Source organism: Porphyromonas sp. COT-290 OH860, assembly GCF_000768935.1.
Taxonomy (GTDB): domain Bacteria; phylum Bacteroidota; class Bacteroidia; order Bacteroidales; family Porphyromonadaceae; genus Porphyromonas.
In genome coordinates this window covers 1-25267 of record NZ_JRAR01000013.1, presented here as the reverse complement: position 1 = coordinate 25267, position 25267 = coordinate 1, and the positions used below count along the sequence as shown (strand labels likewise).

Sequence of the window (25267 nt, the reverse complement as noted above, 5' to 3'; positions counted from 1 at the left end):
GCCTCTCATCGAATCGAATTGATTATTTATAGCGATAGTAACCCTCTGGAACTATATCGCATGGAATATAATAGATGGGATTATCTGTTAGACGAAAGTAATCTCCAATTATAGTATTAGCATCAGAATCTTCAATTCTATACATCTCTTCAGCAATGAGTTTGGCTGGAGTTCCCCCAATCAAAGAGCCTTTTTTTAGATCGCTATAATCTTTACTTACCAAACTATTCGAAGCAACTATCGTAAAACTGGGAAGCACAGCCCCTGCCGATACTGTTGACGAATTTCCGATCCAACACTGATCACCTATCATAATTGGACGTGTATGGTTCTGAACGGTCATTTTATTGAAATTTGCAACATAATGAAAACTTCCATCCAAAATTTGACTCCTATGTGCTATGCGACAGAGTTTCCCTAGGGACACTCTTGTCAAGCAAGTAATATTGCACATATCTGAGATGCGGAATCGCTCATTTATATCAAGTACTCCATAAGTAGAAACTAATATTTTATTTCCTGTGCCTATTTCCCCTTTCCCTCTAAAAATAATCAATCCTTCATTGTATAGCTCTGACCGAACAGACATATTTGAAGGAGCACCAGGCAGTACAATATTAAACTTAATCATACCAGTCTGCACTCTCCCTTCAATCCGTATTCGTCCAGATAATGAATAGAACCGAGGTCTTCCATACACAAATATTGGTAGTCTAATGGCTTGAAGGAATGGTAGCGAACGAAAGTTTAGCCACAATGTCGCAAAGGGATTAAACCAGTTCGTAAATAAAAAACGTTCTAACCGACCAAGACCATATCGGCTATCAAGCACACTTATGATCTCTGCAAACCTTCCAGAACGATACAAATTCCTAAATGTTTCTATCTTCTTTTTCATCACCAAATGATAGATTTTATTTTTGCCTTAATCCATAATCGCTCATCAATATTTGTCCCAAAGACATAGGTGCAAGCAAGGCTTATGAATAGGCTAATACAACTAAAAAGAATAAGCGATACAATCTCATCGGGAGAATATAGCATCCGAAGCAAATAATGACCGATACCAGCAGAAAGGACTACATACAATATTGGTCTAATGACCGACATCATATATTCCCACACAGAGAGTTGTATATACCTTTTGAGAATAACGAGGGACACAACGACATAGATAAATCGGATTACTACGAGGATGATAAGTGGCAACACTGGATTGGGATACCACAAAAGACCTACATAGCTAATAGGAAAGGCAAGAGAGTAAACTACTCCACCTACAATAATGTACCTACGGAGCTCTCCGATTGCCTGTATTGCATTCCACAGAGGATTAGTAAGAGAATTGATCAAAGAGAAGATCAAAGTCCAAACAATGAACCTCCCAGCCAAAGTAGGAGGTTCAATCAGCCAAATAGAAAGCATTAGCTCTCTTTGAAACATGACGGGGAGGCTCAATACTAACATCAAAAAGAATGAAAATCGAGAGCTATCAAACGTCAACTTAACGAATGAATAATAATGTCCAGAAGCAAATAGTTTAACTATTTGAGGCTTAGTCGCCGTTATAAACCCTGTATTAAAGTTATTTATAGCCTGCTCCACTTGAGATGATATCCCTCTAGCTGCATTTACCGACACTCCAAAAAACGTGTTCATGAGCATACTTATTCCCTGCCCATTGAGTGCCCACACGGCCGTGCCAAATGTATTCCAACCAATAAATCGAGAGAGCTGTACGAACATCTTTTGATCCCAATACATCCTTATTCTACACTCATCATACTTACAGATGCAATAGATCGCATAAAAGATCTGTACAAGGATAGTCATACCCACATATAGAGAAGCATAGAGCTTCAAGCGATCAGTATCTGCAATACCAAGCAGCAAAGCAATAACCAACTTAGCTAGAGCCTCAAAAACACCGATGTATGCATAGATCTTAAAGTTTTCTCTAGCAACTAAAACAGAATTAAAAACTATCCCATTAATCGTAAAGAATAAAGAGATAACTGTTGCGTGAAAAACCCACAAAGCAGCATCCAGCCTCTCAGCCGGCACAACAAGTTTATTATAAATAAACCAAAGTCCAATTACTTCGGCCAATAATAAAACCAAAAGCGACAGCAAAAAAAATGAGGTTTGGCTCAATGCAAATACTCTACTTGCTTCTTCGATTTCCTCTTTCCCGAGAGCTATATTAAGAAATCTCTGAGTTGCATTTGAGAGAGAGGATGAAAAGAATGCAAACATTAGAGCCATGCCTCCAACCACACTATAGATACCAAAATCTATCTCTCCTAGTGCTGAGAGAATTACTCTAGAGGTATAAAAAGTTACTCCCATAATCAGAAACATTCTGATGTATAGGAATAACGTATTTTTAGCTATGCTTTTATTATTTACGGACACGTCTATCTATTAGAAATGAAATAGACCCTACTTTTTGAAGACGCCGCAGAAGTCGAGGATGACTTTGTCGGTGCGGTATTCGAGGGACTTGAAGGGGGTATGAGCCGTTAGGAAGGCGACAATATCCGCTTGCTCGTAAGCTTCACGATAATCAGTTAGCTTGAAAGTCTTGTGTTCCGAGACATTAGGCTCTACAATCAACACTTCTGCATTATTCAGCCCTTGCATCACACGCATAGCGATATACTTAGCGGGCGACTCTCTTAGGTCATCAATATCAGGCTTGAAAGCAAGCCCCATCATAGCCACTACTGGGGTACGACCATGCTTGAGTTCAAAATTCTGTATAGTCTTGCTTATCTTCTCCGCACACCAAAAAGCCTTATAGTTATTAATCTCTCGAGCCTCTGCAATCAGTTTGGTCTCTAGCGGGAAAGCGGAAGAGATAAAGTATGGGTCTACGGCAATACAATGCCCGCCTACCCCACTACCGGGCTGCAGGATATTCACTCGTGGGTGCTTATTGGCTAGCTCGATCAGCTCCCAAACATTGATTCCTGCCTTATCACAGATGAACGAGAGCTCGTTGGCGAAAGCGATTTGCACATCTCGGCTCGCATTTTCGGTGAGCTTGCAGAGCTCGGCCGTACGGGCATTCGTACCATGTAGCGTCCCCTTGACGAAGTGACGATAGAACTCTTTGGCTCGCTCTGTAGCCTCAGGAGTAATCCCCCCAATCACTCTATCATTATGCTCTAATTCGTAAATCACATTGCCAGGGAGAATACGTTCTGGGCAGTAGGCAATATGGAGCTGTCCCTTGAGCTCTGGGCGCTCATGATAAATCAGCTCGGCCATCTGCTCGGTCGTGCCAATAGGCGAGGTAGACTCAATGATATAGAGGTCACCAGCCTTAAGTAGAGGGAGAAGTGCTCTTGTAGCAGCCTCTACGTAAGTGATATCAGGCTCGTGATCACCCTTGAAAGGCGTTGGCACTACGATGAGATAGGCATCGCTCTCCTCTGCCTTGGTTGCAGCACGAAAAGTACCTGCGGCCAACACCTCTTGTAGCAGAATCTCCATGCCAGCCTCTACGAAGTGCAGCTGCCCTGCATTAGTTCTCTCAACGATGGCGGGATTGATATCCACACCTAGTACTTGTAGGCCACTCTTGGCCGTCACAATCGCCGTTGGCAAACCAATGTAGCCAAGGCCTATAAAGCATACTTGTTTCATTCTATTTATTGGGGGTAGGCCAGCTGAGGCCTGTATCATATTTCTATTTACTTTTTTGCGTAGTAGCCATGAGAAGCACCATAGCCTCGGTTATAGCCATATCGGTTATCAAGTTCGGTACCATTGACAACCAAAACCATATTAGGGTATCGGCTCTCTCTATAGTAGCTCTCAAGCACAGGCAAAGAACTCTTGTCGAGTAGCCCCACACGAGCGACAAAAACGGTCATATCAATGTGCCTGCTAATCAAAGTGGCATCAGCTACGATGGCAACTGGAGGACAGTCGATGAAGATATAATCGTACTCTTGTCTAAGTGACTCTAGAAGCTCTGCAAAGTTTTGACCTGCCAAAAGCTCTGTAGGGTTAGGCGGAAGTGTCCCCACTGGCAAGATATACAGGTTATCTAACAGAGAAGAGCTAATCAAACCATGATAATTGGTCGCACGCCCTGCAAGTAAAGCAGACAAACCATCTCCCTCAACTGGGCCAAAAGCTGACAAACTCGCCACACGCATGTCTGCATCAATCATCAATACTCTATGTCCCTTGGCTGCGAAACTAGCAGCAAGATTAAGGGTAATAAAGGTTTTACCACTATCAATGTTGATTGAAGTCGTAGCAATCACACGGGCACCCTCCTTATTCGTCAGCATAAACTCTACGTTTGTACGCACTAAACGAAACGCTTCGTTGATCATATTTCGATTGTTCTCTTGGACAACAAACCTAATATCTTTTTTCATAGACTTCTTTTTCTTAAAGAGTCGGCCCAACCAACCTCTCAAACCCGATATAGTTGGCTCAAGGGCTGGTAGCTCGCCTGCTATAGGTATGGTCATACCTTCTAGATCGCGACAAGACCTTAGAGCAGTATTCATACTCTCCGATAGGTAAATGAGAGCGACAGGTAGAAGTAGCCCAAGGACTAAAGCTGCAAGCAAAATATTGCGACGAAGAGGAGAGATTGGCATCATCTTGCCGATGGGAGGCGTGATGACCCGAGTATTGTATGCAGAAAAGGCTTGAGAGAGTTCGTTCTCCTCTCGCTTCTGAAGTAAGAACAGATAGAGAGCTTCCTTGATCTTTTGCTGTCTCTCTACAGAAATCAGATACTCAGCCTGTGTCGGATTGGCCGAAATACGTGCCGTCGCCTGTCCACTACGCGTCTTGAGACTACGCGCCTGATTATCTAGTGTGAGAATCTGATTGTCTAGTGAACTCAAAATAATCGAACGCATAGCACCAATCTGAGTTGTGAGATCTTGTACAATAGGGTTCTCGTCACTACTATTAGCCCTAAGGCTATTGCGCTCGAGCATCTTTTGGTTATACTCCCCAATCTGCTGATCAATAAGCTTATTGCCAATGCCTGATATAGCGGGTATGAGTTGCGTGGCATTGGTATCAGTCCCTAGGTGCTGACGGATATACCTAGCCATATAGAGCTGGTTACTCAGGTCTAACAATTGAGCCTCTGCCTCGCTCGTTTGATCGAGGTATATACGAGTCGTCTCCTTGAGGTCTGGGATTAAGTTGGCGCTCTTGAAAGAAGAGATGTCTTTGTCTACATGCCCTAGCTCCTGCTCTATGACGGAGAGACGCTCGTTGATAAACAGAGAAGTGCTTATAGCAACCTGATTTTTGTCCTTAACCCAGCTCTCATTGTAGACGTTAATGAGCATATTCAAGAAGTCCTCGGCACGCTGTATTGAGCGATCCTGATAGGCAATGTCAATGATGCTTGCCTTATCATTGTTGATTGAAGCCTTAAGACCAGAGCTATATAGCTCTTGTACGTTATACAAATTCTGATAGCTCACATATATTTGAGATGGTCTAGTCTTCGACTTGTCTGCGAGATAAGACTCCGAACGCACAATCACAAGCTTTCCTATAGGAGCAGATATCGTATCCCCTAAAGAGCAGGTAATCCTTTGCGTTTGTAGCTCGTTATCATTAAGCATCAAGTTAGATATTGCAAACTGCCCATTAGCTAATATCGTAAGTGTCAGAGAAGCATTATCTGTATCCTTAAGACCGAGAAACTTCACTCGGTAAGGCAACTCTTGACCATAGAGTACTTCCTTGTAGTATCTACCATCTGCGTAATACTCGACATTGAGCCCCAAACGTCGAACAACCTCTAGGGTTAATGTAGGCGACTGTATCGAGATGAGTTCGTTATTGACATTAGTGTTACTCTGCAAGAGTCCCATATCCCCAAAGGAGAACTGATCATTGAGAGACAGTCCCTTGCCTTTAGAATCATCTTTGATCAAGAGAGTCGCAGTACGTTTGTAAACGGGAGGCGTAATCAGTATATAAAGAATCGCTCCCCCAAGAAATAACCCAAGAGAGAGTACAAACCAAAACTTGCGCGCCCAGCACATCGCCCAAAGGTCTCTTAGGCTCAGAAAGCTATCCTGCTCGGCCAATGCACCCTGAGCAGATCGACTATTTTCTTCTTGTTTCATACATTCCTTGTATAGTTAGGTATAGTATTAGGTAATAAGTCTATTTGAACTTGGCTGCATTAAGTATCAAGATAGACACAGAAGTCAAAGCAGATGTCAGAGATAGCCAAAATGAGGTAGAGCGCACTGTATTTCCATTTACGGTAGATTGCCTTGCTCTTGTCTTATTAGGCTCTACATAGATAACGTCGCCTTGGCGCAAATAAAAGGCAGGCGATCGATAGAGATCCGAACCAGAGTTCAAGTCAATATCAAAAATGACTTGCTTGTCATCGATGATTCGCAGCAACTTAATATTATTTCGCTTACCATAGATGGTGAGATCTCCTGCCATACCGATGGCATCCAAAATGGTGATATTATCTCTATCCACCACAAAACGCCCCGGTTTATTAACCTCTCCTAGGACAGACACAAATAGGTTTACGAACTCGACAATAATAACAGGGTCTTTGATCAGATTGCGATTTACCAGCTCTGTCTTGATCAATGAGGCAACCTGCTCACGCTCTAGCCCTGCAATCTTCAACTTACCCACCACGGGGAAATCAATCATACCCAAGGCGTCCACAGTATAAGCCGAAACATACTGATTGAGGGTAGGCGCATTACTCTTACCCATTTGCAGTGAGATAATAGGCAGGTTGAATAGAGAGGATAAAATAGGGTCCTTACTATGAACAACTATGGAGAGTTTATCTCCGGACATAACCTTAATTGGGGACATCTCAACCAAAGCCTCCCCTGCTACATTCATATCCTTGAAGTAAGGGATATGTCTAGAAGAGCCACAAGAGGCGAGCAGAGATACCAAACATAGGCCTACGAGGGCTTTGAGCACACCATGTCTATTGTTAATCATCGCTTTGAGTTGTATTAATCTTCGAAAGTGTATTCTGTTTATTCAAAATCTGATGCCTTAGGGTACCATTAAGAATTACCCATAGAACTATGTTGGATAGGAGGAGGAGATTGATATCTAGTACCTCGACGAGATATACATTGAGCACTGTGAGGGTCAGAGATAGCATCACCAAAACGAGCAAAACCTTACGCTGAGATAGACTAGCGTCTTGCAAAAGATGGTGTATGTGGCTACGATCTGGGTGAAATGGACTCCTACGATTGAGCATACGCACAATGAACACCCTAGCAGCATCGAAGCAAGGTAACACAAGTGGAGATAACACCACGACGAACCAAACATCGGGAGATGCATAAGGCTGCATCTCCGTTATGGATAGTAGCTTGAATATAGCAATACACAAACTAAGCCCCAGCGTCAGCGAACCCGTATCCCCCATAAATATCTTGCGCTTTGCCTCTAGTTTGCCATAAACATTGAAGAAAAAGAATGGCACTACACAAGCCAACAAACCTAGTATACTAAAAGCATACAGATACATATTCAGCTGAAAGAATAAGTAGCCATAGTAGGCCAACGCCATAGCCACCAGAGAGGCAGCCAACCCATCAATACCATCAATCAAATTGACCGCATTGATGATAAAGGTAATAAGTAATATGTTAATGAAGTAAAGAAAAGGCGTAGACTCCAACTTGCCAACCCCTAAGACTCCATAGAAATTGTCCGCATAGAGGCCTGCCTCAACGAGTAAGAAAGCACTTAGTATCTGAGCTAAGAGCTTCCATCTATGATTAAGATTTCTAAGATCATCTAGCACTCCCACAACATATAAAATGACAACAGCCAAAGGCACATACAGCAGTAGCTCTGTGCCTTTCTCCTGAAGGGTACTCCAGAGGATCTGCTCCTCAAAGAAGTAGTCTATCCCAACAACTATCGTTACAGCAAGAAAGACTGCTGGGATAAATGCAATCCCTCCTAGGCGAGGGATCCCCCCTGAATGCTTCTTACGCATATCGGGTAGATCGAAAAGCTTTGCCTTGTAAGCATAGCTCATAATACCAAGCAAAAAGTACTTGGAGAGTACCAAGCTTAGAATAATGACCTCAAGAGAGTGTAACAACCAATACATATCTATATATCCTTTAATCCTAGATGGCTAGGAGTAGTAGATCTAATTGCTATATTTTGCGGGCAAATATACAATAAAAATATCCGATCAATACAAATATTAAAATTAAGCAACCAGAAATATATATAGAATAAAATTTATTTTTAAGCATTCATTGAGAGCGCTCCATGAGCTCTCCCGAGGAAATCAAACAGACATTTTGACACAGAAATAATAAAACACCACACATATTACCACAAAACCATCATAAAAAACAATAGAAATTCACCCATCTCAAAGTATTATGCCTCACTATTTGTTTTCCGGGGTTGTCCTAAAAACGAAAATATATCTAATCTTTTATTTTTACGTATATTATACTTAGATGCGATCATTAATAAGATAAGCAAAAAAATACACCAAAAATTGAGGTCGTAGATAAGTACGAGCATGTAGTATTATGAATACAAATGATTAACCGAAGCAAGATATTTGGTCTCGATCTACCTAGCTTCCTAGAGACACCCGAACATGCTTTGGGGATATGAGGCAAGCCTCCTCCCAAACCTAATTGCCCTAGGCTCGCAGTCCTGCGAGGCCTAGGGCAATAGGGATATATATAATGTATGGTAGGCTTAACTAAGTGCTAGAACCAAACGCCTCCATTTTCATCGGACTTCTCAGATGTAGTCAGCTTGTAGTTGAACTCCTTAATAAGCGATATAGCATCTACCCCAAAAGCATCCATGAAATCCTTTAAGATTCGGCGATCATTCTGAGAGGCTAACTTATCTATGGTGAAATTCTTAATTGCTGCTTCGAACTCTTCATCTTCGAGACTAGTAATATTATCCTCGATAGCATCATGAGGATATTCAGCATAGACAATGATAGGCAGAGAGATACGAGAAACCACAGTACCTGCCTTAGCATCATGCCAAGCCTTAACAGTCTTGTTTTTCTCATCTGCCGATGCAAACTTCCTCAACTCAATATGGAGCGTAAATGACTTAAAGGCTTTAGGGAACTGAAAGTAACCCTTGAGACCCCTTGGGTTGGTGTGGAAAGTAAATGGAGCTCCCTGAGCATCTTTATCTCCAGTGTGGTGAGGCTTATCATGAGGAGTTGTATCCTTATAAAAGTATTCCACAAGTGTCTTAGGATCCGTGTCAGTATCCTCGTCCACACCTTTACTTCCCCACTTGCTTACATTAGTTAGAGTGAAGAAGTGTTGATACAGACCGTCATTAGCACCTGAGGCAATCTGTTCGTTGATATTCTTACCTGACGCATCCAAGTAATCTATCCATAGACCATAGACACGAGTAGCTAGTCCTTTGTCATCTAGTTTATAACTTACTACGCACCATTTATCTCTCTGCCCACTGGGCACCGTCCAGCCCCCTTTTTCATCACGCTGCATTGTGATTGGTTGCTCGAAGGCTAGATATTTGAGGAATTTCCCTGCAGTTGGGACATAGTGGAAAGCAGGATCAGAGGCAGGAGCATGTAGATGGCCGCCATACAATCCTAAGCGAACACTAGCAGGAGCGAAGCTATCAGAAGCAACTGGGGGGAGCTGCCCGCCTTCTTCTTTCTTTGGTTCCTCCTTTTGCTGCTCGCCTTCATTTTTCTTTTGCTCTTGCTCTGTAGAGGGTTTGTCTGGAGTCTTAATCTCAGGAGTCTTTTTGTCGCAGGAAACAAACCCTAGGGACAAAGCTAAAGCCAAGCTTGTCAAGATTTTTTTGTTCATGATCTACTATTATATTTTGACTGAGTGATGAATAATTACTGAATCTGTATAGGCAAATGCACCTCAATATCAGGCTGCTCGGTAAGGATCTGCCTACGTGTTGGTTTATAGAATTTGGAAGTACTACCATCCTCCTGATACTTACTTTGACCGTGATGCACGAGCCTTACGATCATATTAAGGTCTGTCTGCGTTCTTTTATTGAAGCGTAGCAACCCCTTTAACCCTGTGGGATTAACATTGCCAACAAACTTAGAGTTGTCATCATTGATATCCTCTGTATCGCAGTAGCGATAGTCCCAAGGGGTATCAAAGAACTTGGTGACACGCTTTGCTTCGTTATTCTTATTAAATCGCTCTGCTTGGAAGAAGTGCTGATGAATCTTATCCTGCCCTTCTTGCACAAACTGATAAGTCATCTCTTCGCCATTATAGCTGTAATATCTGATCTTGAAAGAATAGACAGTAGCCGTATTCTCTGTTTCTTCCGAAGCCTTGACAGCAAATTTCTTGACATAGCCAGCTCCGTCGACAATATGCCAACCCTTCTCCTTATCTAGCTTGTAACGTAGTACTTGCTGAGTACCTTCCTTGTACTTAGGGGCCGTGATCGGCAGATTATACTTAGTATTGTCCAAGTCCCCTTCGCCCCATTGTGCCACAGGGAGGGTCCCTTCTACCAAGATGAAGTCAGCCACAAAGGGGTCATCGTGCTTTTTATTCAGCACCTCATTCTCGGGCTTCTTGGTTTCGCCCTTCTGCAATCTGTCTAACCTCTGCTTGTCGCAAGCCACAATGCCTAGAGAGAAAACGGCCAGCAGTGCTCCTGCCAATACTTTACTACTTCTTTTCATATAACTTTCATTAACATTTAATGTAACTGATCTACCTACTAAAAACGCCACGAAAGAGATAATCTTATATCTCGTCCCAAGTCGTGAGCATAATATCTTGCTCTATTGGTGTATTCCTTATACTCCTTGTTGAAGACATTGTCCCCCGAGAGGGTACACTCAAGGCTGTGACGCTTATTGATCTGCCAAACAAGCCCGAGATCGAAGGAGAAGAGATTATAGGCCTCTGGAGAGGACGCAATCAAGTCTTTCTTCGGGTCAAACCGGTTCTGTTTGGCGACAAATCGATGCCCTAACTTAACAGATGCAGAGAACGTCTTGTTCAGACTAGGAGTCCACTCGACATAATGATCAATACGCATTGGAGGAATGAAAGGGAGATAGGCCTGAGATGGCTCCTCGTTCGCCCAAATCAATGCTGTGATAAGGCCGTAAGACCAATCCGAGAATGGTTTGATGTTTAGTGAGAAGTCTGCTCCTCTAAAGAATGCGTTCGTCTGCTTGTACTCAAATATCGGATAGAAGCCCGACACTACTGCCTTTACCTTGGGTTTGCCCGACTCATCTATCGAGGGTTGATCATAGATAAAGTTATTGACCCACTGAAGATACAGATCGAGCTGTACATTGAGCCACGAATTCTGGTAAATCAACGCATTGACCCACTTATAGCTCTGTTCACTTGACAGATTGGGATTACCCTGTACATAGGCTCCAGCACCATGCGAAACACCATTACTATACAACTCGTGTACGTGGGGAGCACGCCACGCAGCTCCAAGGTTACTAGTCAAGCTCAGCCCGTCGAGGAAGTGGTACTTCCCACCGATGCTATAAGTCCAGTTCGTAAACTCTCGATGCCCCCCATAGTATTCGCCGAAGGCATCATAGCCAGCCGCCTTAGTGTCCTGATGATCTAGACGAACTCCAACCTCTGCACTCCACTTGCGGGTAATATACTTCTGCATAGCGTAAGCCCCCAAAGTGGCTTCGAAGTAGTTGGGGATTAGTGGCACTACTCCATTGCCCGGCACACTATAGTTATCCGTAAGCACATGCTGCGCGCCGATCTCGCTCTGCCAATACCCATAGGACAGCTCCCAGCGGAGTCGATTCTGCAAGGATAGTAGCGATAGGTCTACCTCTGGGATATGCGAATTATTATTGCGTCGGATGCGATACTCCTTGCGAGCATCCTCTTGCATAGAGATCTGATGGAAGAAGATCCCCCATGCTGTATTCAAGGTCGTTTTGTTGCTCAACAGATGATGGACTACACGCTCTCTCGGGTAATCGATCTCTCGACTAAATGGGGTAATAACCTCTTGCGGAGGACGCCCCAGAGCTATTCGCTCACGCAAAAGCTCTTCGTTGCCTAGCTGTGCAAATTTAGGATTGGCCGAGTACTCATCGTAGCGACTGTAAAAAGGCTCTATACGAAAACGCCCTCTGTCGTACCCTAAACCAACAGCAAAGTTTCGCTCAAGAGAGCCAGTATTATTGAGGAGATAGTTAGCCGAAGACTTATCTCCACTCGTGCCATAGGTACCATGTACACGCCAAGCTATATCTCTATAAAAAGGTAGAGCCCCCTCCAATCTAAGCGTCTGCATAAGCCTGCGCCCATTGCTCCCAACTAGAGTATTGGTTGCACCCGAAAAGGTCTCTCTGCGATACGGTAGAGCTTTCTGCTCTAGGACGATCGTTCCGCCCATGGCCTCTGAGCCGTATCGCACACTCTCTGCTCCTTTGATCACGTGGATTGCCCCATTACTATTCATATCAACCTCGGGGGCATGCCCTTCTCCCCACTGCTGCCCCGCTTGTCGCACACCATTATTAACAATGAGGATACGATTGCCGTGCATACCATGGATAACCGGCTTGGCGGTGTTAGCGCCTGTCTGTATCGAGCTCACACCACTTACGCCCTCGAGTAGGGCTGCCAAAGACTTGCCTATCGACTTATTGATCTGCTCCGAACCTATTTTGCTAGCAACTGCATTAACCGAGGTGCTACGACGCTCGGCCTTGACCAAGACCTCGTCTAGGCTGGACTGCTCTGGTGTAAGGTAAACAGTGTGCCTACCTCTGCTCTTGAGTATCTGACTGACGGGGACACGCTGCTCTCGGTAGCCTACATAGCGGACGAGGATAGAGCCCTGATTATTTAGATTCTTGGGAAGTACAACCTGCCCTTTCTTGTCGGTAACGAGTGCCGAAGTAGGCGAAAGAATGACATATGCAGCCTCTACGGGGGCTTGACTATCCTGCTCAACGACTCTGAGGACAATACTTTCACTCTTCTGAGCCCAAGACAGAGCTGAGAGCTGAACTAGCAAACACGATAATAAAATGATTTTTCTAAAAGTATCTCGACACATAGTTAAGATGAAGTGTAGTCCACTAAGCGCAAAGGTAAAGAGTTTTTCATGTACTCTCAGCAAAAAAACAAGATAAAATCTCAGCGATACTACCCACACAAAACGTCATCTGGCTCACAACCTCAAACAAATCGGGAGGACCAGCTACGTCCTCACTCTCTGATCAAAGACGAGGTGTACTCCGCTCTACTCATAAACATCATATCACATTGCCAATGCTCAGACGATACATAGCCTAACAAATCTTAAAGGGGCTGCGCCAAAGTCTAACTTTGGTCACAGCCCCTTTGAGGTCTATCAGAGATTTACTCTACATAGTATATGGGTATTTAGTCTGCTATACTATCAGAGAGCTACCTTGAACGCTTCGTTACCCACGATCACTACATAAGCCTCCGAGGCCAAGCCAGTCATCGTAATATCAGAGTTGCCAGAGTCGTCTACCAAGAGCGTTGCCCCAGACATGTTAAATATGGTAACCTTTGTCTTCATAGGATTCTTGATGTACAACGTCCCGTCTACGGCATAGACATCAGCCTGTACTAATCGATGAAGCACCTCTGTGCCTACTTTATTCTGCACGGTTACATAGTCCGAGTATTGACTTTTCTTGAACTTGGCTTGGGCAAACTGATTCTCGGGATCTTTGCCACGAACAGCTACGACACGTACATGAATAGGGGTAACTAGCTTAGCAGCGGGTCCTACGATCTTGACATCATGCTCCGATCCATCTACGAGCTGCTTCAGGTAACAAGCATCACGGAATACCTCTCCCCTCTTGTAGTTTTGAGTAATCTTCAAGTTATCTACGTAGAGGTTATCGTACCCCTTCACTGCGAAAATACCCAACTTAGAGCGCTTGGCTCCCTTGGTGAAAGGCAACTCATAAGTAGTCCACTTGGGACTTACCTTCTCGGGATATACAAGCTCTACTTGCTTAAATAATCCTATCTCTTCGTCATAGGTAAAGAGAGCTATCGCAGCCTCCGTTTGACGAGAATCAATGACTTTACCGTCATTATCTTTTGTCTGACCGATGGCACCCCAAAGATCGACTTTGACCTTGAACTTACCTTCATCTTTGGAGAGGTCCATCTCTTCGGACTGTAGACTCACGATCTGATTAGAATTGAAGTAGTGCCAACCGTCCAAGCAAATCATGCCTTTGTAGGCCGCATGATTATATCCCAACCAACCTGCTTGAACCGTTTCTACTGCACGCCCCGTCATGCTAAATACCCGCGCTTCGGGGTCTGGGTTTTCGGGGGTAAATTCAGATAATTCTCCTTTTTCGTTCCTCACGTTGGCAAAGTCTTCATCTGCAATGACAAACTCTCCGTCCTGCTGAGCTGTACGATCGTAGTATGCCCATACATTATAGGCTGTCGCCGAGGGCACTTTAGCCCAAGATACATTGAACGCTCCATCGACAGCTGGGCCTTTGATAGGATTAACCACAGGAGCTTCCAGCTCATCTAGCTCTTTGTAGGGAGCAGGGACAGACTTCTTATCACCCTTAGTAGCAGCCAAAGTATAGAAGTAAATCCCCCCTGAGGTGAGGCCAGAGAGGTTATAGACCTGTGTATCTCCTCCCGAGATCTTTCGCTCTTTCACCACATACTCCCTGCGGGTAGGCTGAGGCATTCCGGGACGTGGCGCTGGCTCTCCCGAAGGCATCAAACGATACACACTCAGCAGATAGCCATCGGCTTCCTTGACTTTAAGCCAGCGAATGTCTACCGATGCCCCCTTATAGTTAAGAGGTTCTCGGATAATAGGCATTGCCACAAAAGGCTTAACGATAGAAATCTCAATCTCATCAATGAAGACTCCATAGTCCTCATTTTGTGCCCTCTTGACGATATTCACAATCATACTGTTGCCAGCACCCTGAAAGAGAAAGTAGTAGTCCTTCCATTCGGTAGAAAGATTGGTAACATGAATAGGCTCTCCAATTCTCCATGTTGGGGACATATTGAAGGTTTCTGCCGCCTCTACTGTGAGCATCGCTCCCTCGCCATCTTGTAGAGGTCTTGATGCACGAGCTCTTATCTTGACAAAAAAGTTACCTTGTTCCTTGGAAAGGTCTATCAGGTGTGTGTTGATCTTCGCCTCTCTCTCGGCCATATAGAGTGTACCGCCAGCCGAGTAGACATTGCCAGCCCCCCATATCTCTCCATTCTCGGCATACTCCCTCTTCATATTGAACCAAACGGGGTACTCCGATATCGGTGTTTCGTCACTATCTAGATATATTCTGGTATTGAAGTCTGGTTTTTCCTCGGTACCCATAGTTAGTTTAGAGAATGTTTCTCTGACAACCACCGTCTTCTCCCCGTACGTTTCGGGAGTTTCTGCTGCGGGAAGTCGCATATTCACTGGCTCTTGAGAGGGGAGCGCTACTCTTCCCTTCACTTTTTCTTTTATGGCACTTTGAGGATTCTCAAACGAGTAGTGAGCGCTTGTCGCTTCCAAAGTAAACGACGAAGCAAGCACTACACTTGCCAACACAGAAGCAATTGTAATTAGTCTTTTCATCCTTCTAAAAAAATAATTGTTAGACTTTTGTGATATATCCCTTTCCTCAACATAAGGAGATTGAGGATTTGGGTAGAATCTATCAGACAGTTATCAGGGGCACCATTAAGGGCTTCGGGCACAAATAGGGAGGAGGGCCTGCCTTATGATCAAGGTCTATTCGTCCGCTTGTGCGGGCCTTTACAAGGAAACAACACCGCCCCCCTCTTTGGGGAGATACGAATACTTGTACTAAGATAGGTAGTTTGTTTCAAATAAACAAATGTCAGCAAAAAACAGCGGATTGTCTTGAGCATAGCGTCTTAGCTCTAGTTAGCTCTAGGCGAAATCTACTAGCCTACAAGGGATATTCCTTGCCATGCAAAACAAGACCTACCTTCGTCTTTACAAGCTTATTATTCTCCATTGCACAAAGACCATAACTTGAACTTAAGGTTCTATTCTTCTCTCTAGGAGAGTTCTCTAGGCTATTGAGATCTGAGTAAGCTCTAGTTTGCACACACATAAATCTTCTCTTTGGTTAAAAATCGCAAAGAAAAATGCCCTCAAAAGATCGAGCAAATGCCACGAAACCTCTAAAGGCAACCGCAGCTGCTCGCAAAATTGAAGGACTAACTCCGAGAGATTGTAGGATTCATTCATCAAGATGTGTCCATCAATTCAAAACGATTAATGGGAAGAAAACCCCAGAAACAAACTACAAACACATAAATCCACTCTCCAAAAAGACACAACGTATTATATATAAGATCATTATAAAAGCCCGTTATAACGGGCTTTTTCCAACCGATGGAGCACCAAGGCCAAGACAAAGCAAAATCGAACCTAGGAGCCACTAGACGGCCTATACAAGGTCCCCCCTTATACACTGAAACATCAAGAAGTTTTCCCATCAATAATCCGAGATGTGACCCAAAATATAAATTGAGGCGATGAAACCAGATTGCCTAAATAATGGCTCCAATAAGCTATCGAGATTGACTTGTTGCAAGACTACTCTCACATCAAACAACTTACTAATACAGCCCCTTCACGCAGATCCGTGCAAGGCTATTCACACAATTACACAAAAAGAACAGTCGATACAAAAGTGCAATTAATACAGCTTAATGGGTATCGCAATCAATTTAATCGAAAATATGTACTTTTGCTCGGAATTAACAAAACCTCGCCTTACCCCGAGTGGGCAACGCTAGGCGAGCTATTATATTGAATATGAAGATTCTGCAACAGCGCTTGGCGCAGTACACAGAGCCCCAACAGGCTCAAGCGGCAGGGATTTATCCATACTTTCGCAAGATAGAGAGCGATCAGGATACAGAAGTCATCATTGATGGGCGTAAGGTGCTTATGTTTGGCTCCAACTCCTATCTTGGCCTCACGAATCATCCAGAGGTCAAGGCTGCAGCCGCAGAGGCCTTAGAGAAGTATGGCACTGGGTGTGCTGGAAGCCGTTTCCTAAATGGCACACTAGATATACATCTGGAGCTGGAGAAACGTCTGGCCGAGTTTATGGGTAAGGAAGATGCTATCATTTTCTCCACTGGGTTTCAAGTTAATTTAGGTGTCATCTCTTGCCTGACTGGGCGAGAGGACTTCATCATCTGGGACTCCCTCAATCATGCATCTATCATCGAGGGGATCCGCCTCGGCCTAGGCAAAAGCCTCAAATACAAGCATAATGATATGGATGCTCTGGAGCGTAGGCTCCAGCAGTGTAGCCCAGATAAGGTCAAGCTAATCATCGTTGATGGGGTTTTCTCCATGGAGGGTGACGTGTGCAACCTACCAGAAATAGTAAGGCTGGCCAAGAAATATAATGCAGCGGTCATGGTAGACGAGGCTCATGGAATCGGCGTCATGGGTAGCCATGGTCGTGGCGTCTGCGACCACTTTGGTCTAACCAAGGACGTGGATTTGATTATGGGTACTTTCAGCAAATCCTTCGCCTCAATTGGTGGCTTCATCGCTGGAGATGCTACACTGATCAATTATATTCGCCATCACGCTCGCTCGTATATCTTCAGTGCGAGTGCCACACCTGCAGCCACTGCGGCTGCTATGGCATCACTAGACATCATGCTACGTGAGCCCGAGCGAGTGGAGCAGCTACAAGCCAAGACGACCTACTGCCTAGAGCGATTCCGCACTTTTGGCTTCGAGATTGGCAACACGTCTACACCGATCATTCCGATTTTTGTACGTGACAATAACCTCACGTTCCTCATCACTCGGGAACTCTTTGATGCAGGTGTCTTCGTCAATCCCGTGGTATCTCCAGCAGTTGCACCAGAGGATACACTCATTCGCTTCTCTCTAATGTCTACGCACACCTACGAGCAGCTAGACACAGCGATCGAGCGTATCTACCAGATCTTCCAAAAGCATGGTTTACTCAAATAGAGCTTAGCCTCTAAATACAAGAACTCCCCCTAGACAATCCAACTGGACATCTAGGGGGAGCTTTTATTAAGAGCTTTATATATTCGGTAGCCTAGAGCTTATAAGACACACCAATGTGTGCAGCAGCAATACCATAGCCGAACTCTAGGTTAGCAGCTAGTCTATCGGTGAAGTAGTAGCGTGCACCAATGAAGCTATTCCAAGCTAAACCGCTATTTGTACTGGTAGCATCTAGAACTATAGGACCAGAATAGCCATAGTGGCTATTACTCGTCACTCTATAACCAAGCATCAAACCAATATAGGTGTCTAGCTTGTCTACGAATTGGTAGTGTAGAGCACCACGGCCACCAAGCACGAAGTTGGAAGACTTATAACCCTGCGCTACGTTGAGGATTGAGGTCTTATAGTCGAGTCCGTAGTAACCAGCATAGGCACCAACACCGATAGAGGACTTATCATCAAACAAATTGTCCTTGATGCTGTACTCAAAAGAGGCGGCGATGGGAGGAACAACCATGCTACCAGAGCTGTAGACTCCTAAACCAATACCTGCACCAACAACCTTAGTGCCTTGAGAGAAAGTGTCGTTCTGAGCTTGAGCCCCTAGGCCTAGCAACATCGCACCGATGAGAAATAGTTTTTTCATTTTTAGTGTAATAATAATTTTATTCTTCCGTCTACTCTATTGGAGGCTTTTCGACATACGCCTGCATTTAATAGTTAAACACAAAAATAGAATTTGTCCGTCAATATGTAAAATATCTCACATATTGACGGACAAATTCTATTACCTTTTTCGCTCTCTGAGCTCCTAGCGCAGATTGATCTGCGTCCTAAAATCGCCAGAGGCAACAATATATCGTCCTCTAGGCAGCGTAGACAGATCTATACGTGTCGTCCCCTCACCCACTTCGGCTTGCAGAACCAGAGCTCCCGAGAGTTCATATAGGCGTACAGTATCAGCTTCTTTCAAAGTGACATTAACATGATCGGTCGCATCTGTAGGGTAAATCTCGGGCTGCACAAACACACCTGCCAAAGAAGCTGCACCATCTACGCTCCACCCCTTCTTCTGGGCTGCATTCTTGTTGGCTGCGGAGAGCTGATTGTTCTCATTACTTTTCGCCACAACGTTGAAAATGGCAGCCTGACCTTGACCATTAACATCTGGCAGTTGCCCCACTAGACTCGTCATGAGCTTATCATTGATACTATTGCGGGTCGCATCGATATATCTAATCTTAGGACATTTTGCCACTGAGAGCAACCGAAGTTTTCCACCAGAGCTCACATCGACACGCTCCAGAGAGCCAACCTCATCTAGTATCACCGCAATCAAATTGGGGCAGTTGGTCAGAGTAACAGATTTAATCGTACGCGCTCCAGACATATACAACCTCTTGAGGTGTTGGAGGCCAGTAAAATCGACGTCGTCAAACCAAGCCTTAATTGAGAAGATCTCTTCAATCAGTGGGCTATTCTTCAGATTCAGCTTAGGAAAGAAAGCAGCCTCACACTGCAGATACTTGAGTTTGGGCAGATTGTCCAAATTAACTTCATTGGCTCCACAGTTCGTGATGTAGAGCTCCTCTAGCTCTCCGCCACTTGGCAGGATAATCCGTTTGATATGCTGGGTCTGTCCCGTCCCACCAAGAGGCTTTCTTAGGCCATTATCTTGCATCTGTACTGGACGCTTGCCCAGTACTAGGACCTTCAGCTTGGACAGCATAGAGAAGTCGAAGATACGCTCCTCGGGGCGTGACCTAAAAACATTGGGCGTCGTCAGGTCTATTTCTTCCAGATTGAGAGCTCCCGAGAAATCAAACTTCTGCAAACCTGCATCAATAAGGCGCAGCTTCTTGAGCAGACGTTGATCCCCCGTGATTTCGACAGAGAAGATATTGGAGTTCTCGATATGAAGCTCTACAATATCTCCACCGATCAAGATAGGCTGGCCTTTAGTCCCTGTGTACCTACCTGCTCCATTATACGCCTCCTGAACACCAGAGATGCGGATATTATTACCTTCTATCTTGGCTATTTGGAGCGTAACGTGCTCTTCTTTGGGGTCGATATTCAACTTGATATCACCTTGAGCCGCCAGCTGAGAGGAGGCCAATAAGGCAACACCTAGGGCTACTAAATACCTATAACCTGTGAATAAAGTTTTCATCATTCGTATCTTGTATTAAATTAACACTTATGTCTAAGGACAATAGCCTCAGATCTGTTTACTACGTAACAAAGTTACACAAAAATATCCCTGCCGAAGCAGCAAATGATTTTGGATTTCTTGTAAAACAGCTATTTACGCCACTTCTTCGTTTTCCTAAACTCTTTATAGCGCTCATTGATATAGTCGATCGCATACTCGATCATCGTATCACGACCTTGGGCTATATCCTCTCTTCGCAGAGCGACTTGATAGTCCGGAGCAATGCCTAGCTCTATATTATTACCCTCCATATCAAACGTCTGGGTCGAGGAGAAACGAATACCCCAACCATTGGGTAGCTCACTAGACATCGGCAAGCCTCCTCCGCCACCCGTGCGATCGCCTACGACCGTAACCAGTGGTAGCCCCTTCATCTTGAGCGTAAAATCATTCGCAGCACTATATACACCTCGGTTCGTCAGGAGCACTACTGGCTTTAGCCACACTACTCCAGACTGCAGAGGGGCGAGATGAATGGGAGTGGGTGACGAAAAATCTTGATGTCCGGGGCCGATTTTGTGCCGTGTGGTACCGACAGTTCGAGCCTCTCTCATAAAATAGCGGGCGAATAGATCACTCGTAGACACATTGCCCCCTCCATTGCTTCTGATATCGACAATCAGCGCACGACACTTACTCAGACGACTTAGAGAAGCATTGAGATTACTCGAACTCAGCGAAGAGGCAAAACTAGAGAATCGCAGATAACCGATGCTGTCGTGAACGTGATCATTGTGCTCGATCATGGAGTATCGCAGCCCACCAGCGATGCGATACTTATCCCCAAGGTAGCGGCTAACGAGATCGGAGGAGAAGTTGCTCGGATAGTCGGTTTGCCAATTCCAGTAACGTCCGTAGTCGAAGGGAGTAATCAGATTGACATGCCCGTCCTTGAGCTCGGACATTAGTTCCGTCATTACCAAGAAAAGCGAATCATTGGTCATGCCTCTACGGATCTTGGGCAAATGCTTGTGGTACATATCTCGCCACGATGAATCTTTGGGGAGCTTGAGGTCGAAGAAAGAGTAATGCTTGTCGAGCGTTTCCCACAAAACATTGTAGTTATGTAGCGGATCTGCTGAGAAGTCTTCTCTCACAGAGCACCCACTAAACACAAGCAGTCCGATCAGTAGGCTGGCAATTATCTTAGCTTTCATCATTACAGGGGGATCAAGGAGCGTTCGTCCGTAAGTAATCTGCGCCCTCCCATAGGCTTAATATAGGTCGTAACGCCAAAGTAAAAGGTATGGTCTATCTGACTATTGTAGGTATGGTTGAGCGTCCACTGGCGGACTTGAGCACGATATCCGAGAGAGAGGTGTCCGTAGTCCCAAACAGGGATGTCAATTGCGAGGCGAAATTGATGAGCAAGTGTATTGCCTAGATGAATCAGACGGAAGCGATCGAGCGTTTGTCTGTGCTCTCTCTCGTAGAGTTCATAATAGTTCTCTCCAAACTCTTGAGCAAAAGCAGTCCCAAGGAGATCCATGCGGCTAGACAAACGAACTCTTGCAGGGAAGCGTCGCCATGGAAGTTGGTACCCATAGTGTACATTGGCCGTGAGTGCTAGATCCACTTTGGCAGTTGCGGGATTATTGCCATTACGAGAGCTGTACAGTGTTCCTAGACCACCCGTTACACCAGCACCTACATACAATCGCCCCCAAACACCTGAGCCAAGGCGACACATCAGGCTACGCTCTAGACGAAGCTGTAGCCGCCTAATGGAAGCATTATTGGCCGGATTGAGGGTTTGTCCATAGTCGAGAGCCACAACCGAATGGTGTAGCCATCTAGTATCGGCAACACGAGAGGTCGTAGGCCACCAAGAGGGAAGTAGCTCTCTCTCTCGAACCAAACTATCCTTGCGATATCCATAGCGCATTCTCTCTGCTAGATAGCTGAGTGTATAGCCTCCGTAGCGCAGCGGAGAGAGATACCTATCTTCGAGCAATAGCCCTCCTACACCTATGTAATAGCTACGCTGCTGCAAGTTGTAGCTAGTCAGCCTAGGCTCACGAGACAAAAGCTCGGAGGCTAGTTGCTTGATTTGCGCCTCGGCCGACGAACCAATCGCAAGCAACAATGCCAAGCAAATACTAAGCTTCTGTAGCTTCATCTTCACCATCAAATAATCCTTGTTCGTAGTGGCCATCATCGTCACTGTCTTCGTATCGAGAGGCCTGCGCCTCATTCTGCATCTGCAGAGGGCTTTCCTTAAGAGCTGGCAACTCTTCAATGTAGCCAAGCGGATAGGTAGCTAGGCGTTTGCCTCTTGCTCTGATACTTTTGACCATTGCAAAACTCTCCACATCTACCTCACTTGATTTTCCCTCCTCTGGTTGCTCATCTCGAGAAATCTGTAGGCGTGGATAATAGGTATCTGTTAGGAGTATCAATCTATTCTGTGGATTATCTCCTAGGATCTGCTCTCGCTTCTGCTCGTGCTCTATGGGGAATCGCTTGATGTATGGATATCCTTGCTCAGCGTCCCAATAGACAGCTGTCCAGAGCTTGCGCTCGTCATGCTTCTCTAGTTTGATAATCCCCTCCTCGAAGTGATTTGTATCACTAAAGTCTGTGGTATAGCATTCACCACTCTCCAAGATAACGAGAATGCGATCTCGGGCATCGAACTCTCCCAATCGCTCTCCTTGGCCGTTATAGTTTAGCCGCATCACATCACGATCGAACCATACTTCCCGTCCTCCTAGAGTAGAGAAACCTTTGCTATGCAGCTTGATGCCACTAACCTCGGCCTTAGTTACCAAAATACCCACAGCCCCCTTGCCTTTGATTGCGATATCGCTGAAGTCACGCTCAAACTCGAAAAGCCTCTGCTTGCGGCTATGCATCTTGAGCTTAATGGTAATCTTCTCCGCCTCTCCATTGCTATTAGCCGAGAAATAGAGAATGCGGGACTTATCACCCCCACGAGTAAGATCGTAGATCTTCTCTCGTATAATGCCCGAGAGGGCAAAGCGCTTGGCATAGCTCGCTCCGGTAGCCCCATCTTTGTAGACGACATTATATATGGTACGATCATCGCCACGTAAGAATCGAGCCACGTGTACGACTTCCTCCCTACCATAAAATCGCTTGTCCTCTACCTTGAAGACCATGTATTTACCCGATCGAAAGAACATCACGATGTCGTCTAGCTCCGAACAGTTGGCCACAAACTCTCCGTCCTTGAGCCCTGTACCAACGAAGCCCTCTGAACGATTGATGTAGAGCTTGCTGTCCAGCTCGGCAACTTTGACGACCTCTATCGAGCCGAAGTTCATAATCTTAGTTCGCCTAGGATAGGCAGCACCATAGCGAGCCTCAAGGTGTTCATACCAACGGATACAATAGTCTGTGATATGTTTGATATCGTGCTTGATGCGCTCTATGTCCTGCTGTATCTCGAGCATCTGCGCCTCGTGCTTGGGGAGATTGAAGCGCAGGATACGTGCCATTCTAATTTCTAGGAGGCGTTTGAGGTCGTCCTGTTCGACAGGGCGGATAAACTGAGCTTTGAATGGTTCAATCCTTCGATCAATGTGCTCCAAGGCTGCTAGCTCACTACTCGCCTCTTCAAATTCTCGATCCTTATAGATACGTTCCTCGATGAATATGCGCTCAAGCGAGGCAGAGAGATACTGCTCCTCTCGCTCGCTGAGCCTCATTCTGAGTTCCATATCGAAGAGCTTCTTCGTGCGCTCCACGCCGTATCGCAGCAGCTCGCTGACGTTGGTAAAGAGCGGCTTGTCGTCGTAGATCACACAGCAGTTTGGGGAGATGCTCAGTTCACAGTCGGTGAACGCATAGAGTGCGTCAATTGCCTTATCCGAAGAAACGCCTGCTGCTAGAGTAATACGTATATCGGTCGTCGCTGCCGTCATATCATCGACACGCTTGATGCGTATCTTACCTTTCTCCACAGCCTTGAGAATGCTCTCAATAAGCGATGTTGTAGTCTTACCTGCAGGCAACTCCGATATGGAAAGGGTACGGCTATCTATTTTCTCAATCTTAGCACGGCTCTTGAGCGATCCCCCACGCTCGCCATCATTGTAGCGTACCACATCAACCAGCCCTCCAGTGGGGAAGTCCGGATATAGTGCAAAGGGTTCGCCCTTGAGATAGGCACAAGCCGCCTGACACAGCTCAACGAAGTTGTGGGGCAAGATCTTGGACGAAAGCCCTACGGCAATCCCCTCTGCGCCCTGAGCAAGCAGGAGCGGGAAACGTACTGGCAGGGCAACGGGCTCGTCAGTCGTACCATCATAGGTTTTCTTCCACTGCGTGATGCGTTCGCCGAATACGGATTCCAGAGCAAATGCCGATAACTTCGCCTCGATATATCGACCAGCAGCTGCCGAGTCCCCCGTAAGGATGTTCCCCCAGTTGCCTTGGGTGTCTATCAGATAGCCCTTTTGCCCCAACTGAACAAGTGCATCGTTGATAGAGGCATCGCCGTGTGGGTGATACTTCATCGTCGTCCCAGCGATATTCTGCACCTTGATCAGCTTGCCATTATCCAGCACACGCATATTGTGTAGGATCCGTCGCTGCACGGGTTTGAGTCCGTCATCTATATGCGGCACGGCCCTCTCTAGGATCACATACGAGGCATAGTCGAGAAACCAAGTTCTATACATTCGGCTCAGATAGCTGAGCTCTGGCTTATACTCGGGAACAACCTCGGGCAAGGATTCATCGGCTGGCACACCGAACTCCGATGGCTGATCTGTGGGAGCTTCTGCTTCTACCGTGTTGAGAGGAGATAGGTCTTCTTGTTCGCTTGGGGGGAGTATATCTTCGGGGCGCATCTTGTTTGATTAAATTGCTATTATGCAAAGATAAGCAAGATTTGGCGCACTAGCCGCTCCTATCTTCCCTCAATCGGCCTGTATATCCCAAAGAGACCGTTGCACGGCATTTTGCCTCTTTTGGGCTAGAAACGTCGTATATATCTCTGATTATTACTATCTTTAATATGTAATTAACTGTATTGACATG

The 25267-nt window shown here is 45.4% G+C and carries 16 protein-coding genes; 1 reads left to right on the top strand and 15 read right to left on the bottom strand.

The genetic code is table 11. From position 1 onward, the window contains the following. Positions 1–22: 22 nt before the first annotated feature. The 10 genes from HQ41_RS01815 to HQ41_RS01770 form a co-directional block, all read right to left on the bottom strand. Positions 23–631, bottom strand: coding sequence for an acyltransferase (locus HQ41_RS01815; RefSeq protein ID WP_152567303.1), 609 nt, complete (start codon positions 629–631; stop codon positions 23–25). A 266-nt stretch (positions 632–897) separates the two neighbouring features. Further along, the gene (locus HQ41_RS01810; RefSeq protein WP_152567302.1) at positions 898–2349 is read right to left on the bottom strand and encodes a hypothetical protein; all 1452 of its coding nucleotides are present in this window, start codon (positions 2347–2349) and stop codon (positions 898–900) included. A 93-nt stretch (positions 2350–2442) separates the two neighbouring features. Next, a complete protein-coding gene (wecC, locus tag HQ41_RS01805) occupies positions 2443–3651 on the bottom strand; it encodes a UDP-N-acetyl-D-mannosamine dehydrogenase (protein ID WP_044187110.1) in 1209 nt (402 codons plus the stop codon). Between the two features lie 47 nt (positions 3652–3698). Continuing rightward, positions 3699–6128 (bottom strand): polysaccharide biosynthesis tyrosine autokinase, encoded by a 2430-nt coding sequence (locus HQ41_RS01800; protein ID WP_044187106.1) that lies wholly within the window; start codon positions 6126–6128, stop codon positions 3699–3701. 40 nt (positions 6129–6168) lie between these two features. Continuing rightward, positions 6169–6990, bottom strand: coding sequence for a polysaccharide biosynthesis/export family protein (locus HQ41_RS01795; RefSeq protein ID WP_044187105.1), 822 nt, complete (start codon positions 6988–6990; stop codon positions 6169–6171). Then, complete coding sequence (locus HQ41_RS01790) at positions 6983–8128, bottom strand: MraY family glycosyltransferase (RefSeq protein WP_044187103.1); 1146 nt, start codon at positions 8126–8128, stop codon at positions 6983–6985. The genes HQ41_RS01795 and HQ41_RS01790 overlap by 8 nt, the downstream gene beginning before the upstream one ends. 625 nt (positions 8129–8753) lie before the next feature. Further along, positions 8754–9860: a hypothetical protein gene (locus HQ41_RS01785; protein WP_044187101.1), complete on the bottom strand. Its 1107-nt coding sequence runs from the start codon at positions 9858–9860 to the stop codon at positions 8754–8756. A gap of 35 nt (positions 9861–9895) precedes the next feature. Beyond that, positions 9896–10714: a hypothetical protein gene (locus tag HQ41_RS01780; RefSeq protein ID WP_152567301.1), complete on the bottom strand. Its 819-nt coding sequence runs from the start codon at positions 10712–10714 to the stop codon at positions 9896–9898. 38 nt (positions 10715–10752) lie between these two features. Further along, positions 10753–13056, bottom strand: coding sequence for a TonB-dependent receptor domain-containing protein (locus HQ41_RS01775; protein WP_052405227.1), 2304 nt, complete (start codon positions 13054–13056; stop codon positions 10753–10755). Positions 13057–13443: 387 nt separating this feature from the next. Continuing rightward, positions 13444–15516 carry a hypothetical protein gene (locus HQ41_RS01770; RefSeq protein WP_152567300.1) on the bottom strand — a complete coding sequence of 691 codons (2073 nt, stop codon included), beginning with the start codon at positions 15514–15516 and terminating at the stop codon, positions 13444–13446. A gap of 1338 nt (positions 15517–16854) precedes the next feature. On the opposite strand from HQ41_RS01770, the gene HQ41_RS01765 reads away from it, so the two are divergent. Continuing rightward, a complete protein-coding gene (locus HQ41_RS01765) occupies positions 16855–18042 on the top strand; it encodes a pyridoxal phosphate-dependent aminotransferase family protein (RefSeq protein ID WP_044187091.1) in 1188 nt (395 codons plus the stop codon). A 91-nt stretch (positions 18043–18133) separates the two neighbouring features. Here the strand turns inward: HQ41_RS01765 and HQ41_RS09235 are convergent, their stop codons facing one another. From HQ41_RS09235 to HQ41_RS01740, 5 genes are all read right to left on the bottom strand, one after another. After that, positions 18134–18691 (bottom strand): hypothetical protein, encoded by a 558-nt coding sequence (locus HQ41_RS09235; protein ID WP_152567299.1) that lies wholly within the window; start codon positions 18689–18691, stop codon positions 18134–18136. A 165-nt stretch (positions 18692–18856) separates the two neighbouring features. Beyond that, a complete protein-coding gene (locus tag HQ41_RS01755; protein ID WP_044187086.1) occupies positions 18857–20221 on the bottom strand; it encodes a hypothetical protein in 1365 nt (454 codons plus the stop codon). A gap of 128 nt (positions 20222–20349) precedes the next feature. Beyond that, complete coding sequence (locus HQ41_RS01750) at positions 20350–21417, bottom strand: S41 family peptidase (protein ID WP_052405238.1); 1068 nt, start codon at positions 21415–21417, stop codon at positions 20350–20352. A gap of 2 nt (positions 21418–21419) precedes the next feature. Next, on the bottom strand, positions 21420–22379 hold the full coding sequence (locus HQ41_RS01745) for a DUF3316 domain-containing protein (protein WP_161780569.1): 960 nt from the start codon (positions 22377–22379) through the stop codon (positions 21420–21422). Next, complete coding sequence (locus HQ41_RS01740) at positions 22360–25077, bottom strand: DNA gyrase/topoisomerase IV subunit A (protein WP_044187080.1); 2718 nt, start codon at positions 25075–25077, stop codon at positions 22360–22362. Before HQ41_RS01740 ends, HQ41_RS01745 begins: the two co-directional genes overlap by 20 nt. Positions 25078–25267: the final 190 nt, after the last annotated feature.

Excerpts from the sequence above, each read along its gene's own strand:
- HQ41_RS01780 (WP_152567301.1), bottom strand. The coding sequence starts at position 10,714 with ATGAAAAGAAGTAGTAAAGTATTGGCAGGAGCACTGCTGGCCGTTTTC.
- HQ41_RS01795 (WP_044187105.1), bottom strand. The coding sequence starts at position 6,990 with ATGATTAACAATAGACATGGTGTGCTCAAAGCCCTCGTAGGCCTATGT.
- HQ41_RS09235 (WP_152567299.1), bottom strand. The coding sequence starts at position 18,691 with ATGAAAAAACTATTTCTCATCGGTGCGATGTTGCTAGGCCTAGGGGCT.
- HQ41_RS01750 (WP_052405238.1), bottom strand. The coding sequence starts at position 21,417 with ATGAAAGCTAAGATAATTGCCAGCCTACTGATCGGACTGCTTGTGTTT.
- HQ41_RS01790 (WP_044187103.1), bottom strand. The coding sequence starts at position 8,128 with ATGTATTGGTTGTTACACTCTCTTGAGGTCATTATTCTAAGCTTGGTA.
- HQ41_RS01810 (WP_152567302.1), bottom strand. The coding sequence starts at position 2,349 with ATGGGAGTAACTTTTTATACCTCTAGAGTAATTCTCTCAGCACTAGGA.
- HQ41_RS01815 (WP_152567303.1), bottom strand. The coding sequence starts at position 631 with ATGATTAAGTTTAATATTGTACTGCCTGGTGCTCCTTCAAATATGTCT.
- HQ41_RS01740 (WP_044187080.1), bottom strand. The coding sequence starts at position 25,077 with ATGCGCCCCGAAGATATACTCCCCCCAAGCGAACAAGAAGACCTATCT.
- HQ41_RS01745 (WP_161780569.1), bottom strand. The coding sequence starts at position 22,379 with ATGAAGCTACAGAAGCTTAGTATTTGCTTGGCATTGTTGCTTGCGATT.
- wecC (WP_044187110.1), bottom strand. The coding sequence starts at position 3,651 with ATGAAACAAGTATGCTTTATAGGCCTTGGCTACATTGGTTTGCCAACG.
- HQ41_RS01785 (WP_044187101.1), bottom strand. The coding sequence starts at position 9,860 with ATGAACAAAAAAATCTTGACAAGCTTGGCTTTAGCTTTGTCCCTAGGG.
- HQ41_RS01800 (WP_044187106.1), bottom strand. The coding sequence starts at position 6,128 with ATGAAACAAGAAGAAAATAGTCGATCTGCTCAGGGTGCATTGGCCGAG.
- HQ41_RS01755 (WP_044187086.1), bottom strand. The coding sequence starts at position 20,221 with ATGATGAAAACTTTATTCACAGGTTATAGGTATTTAGTAGCCCTAGGT.
- HQ41_RS01765 (WP_044187091.1), top strand. The coding sequence starts at position 16,855 with ATGAAGATTCTGCAACAGCGCTTGGCGCAGTACACAGAGCCCCAACAG.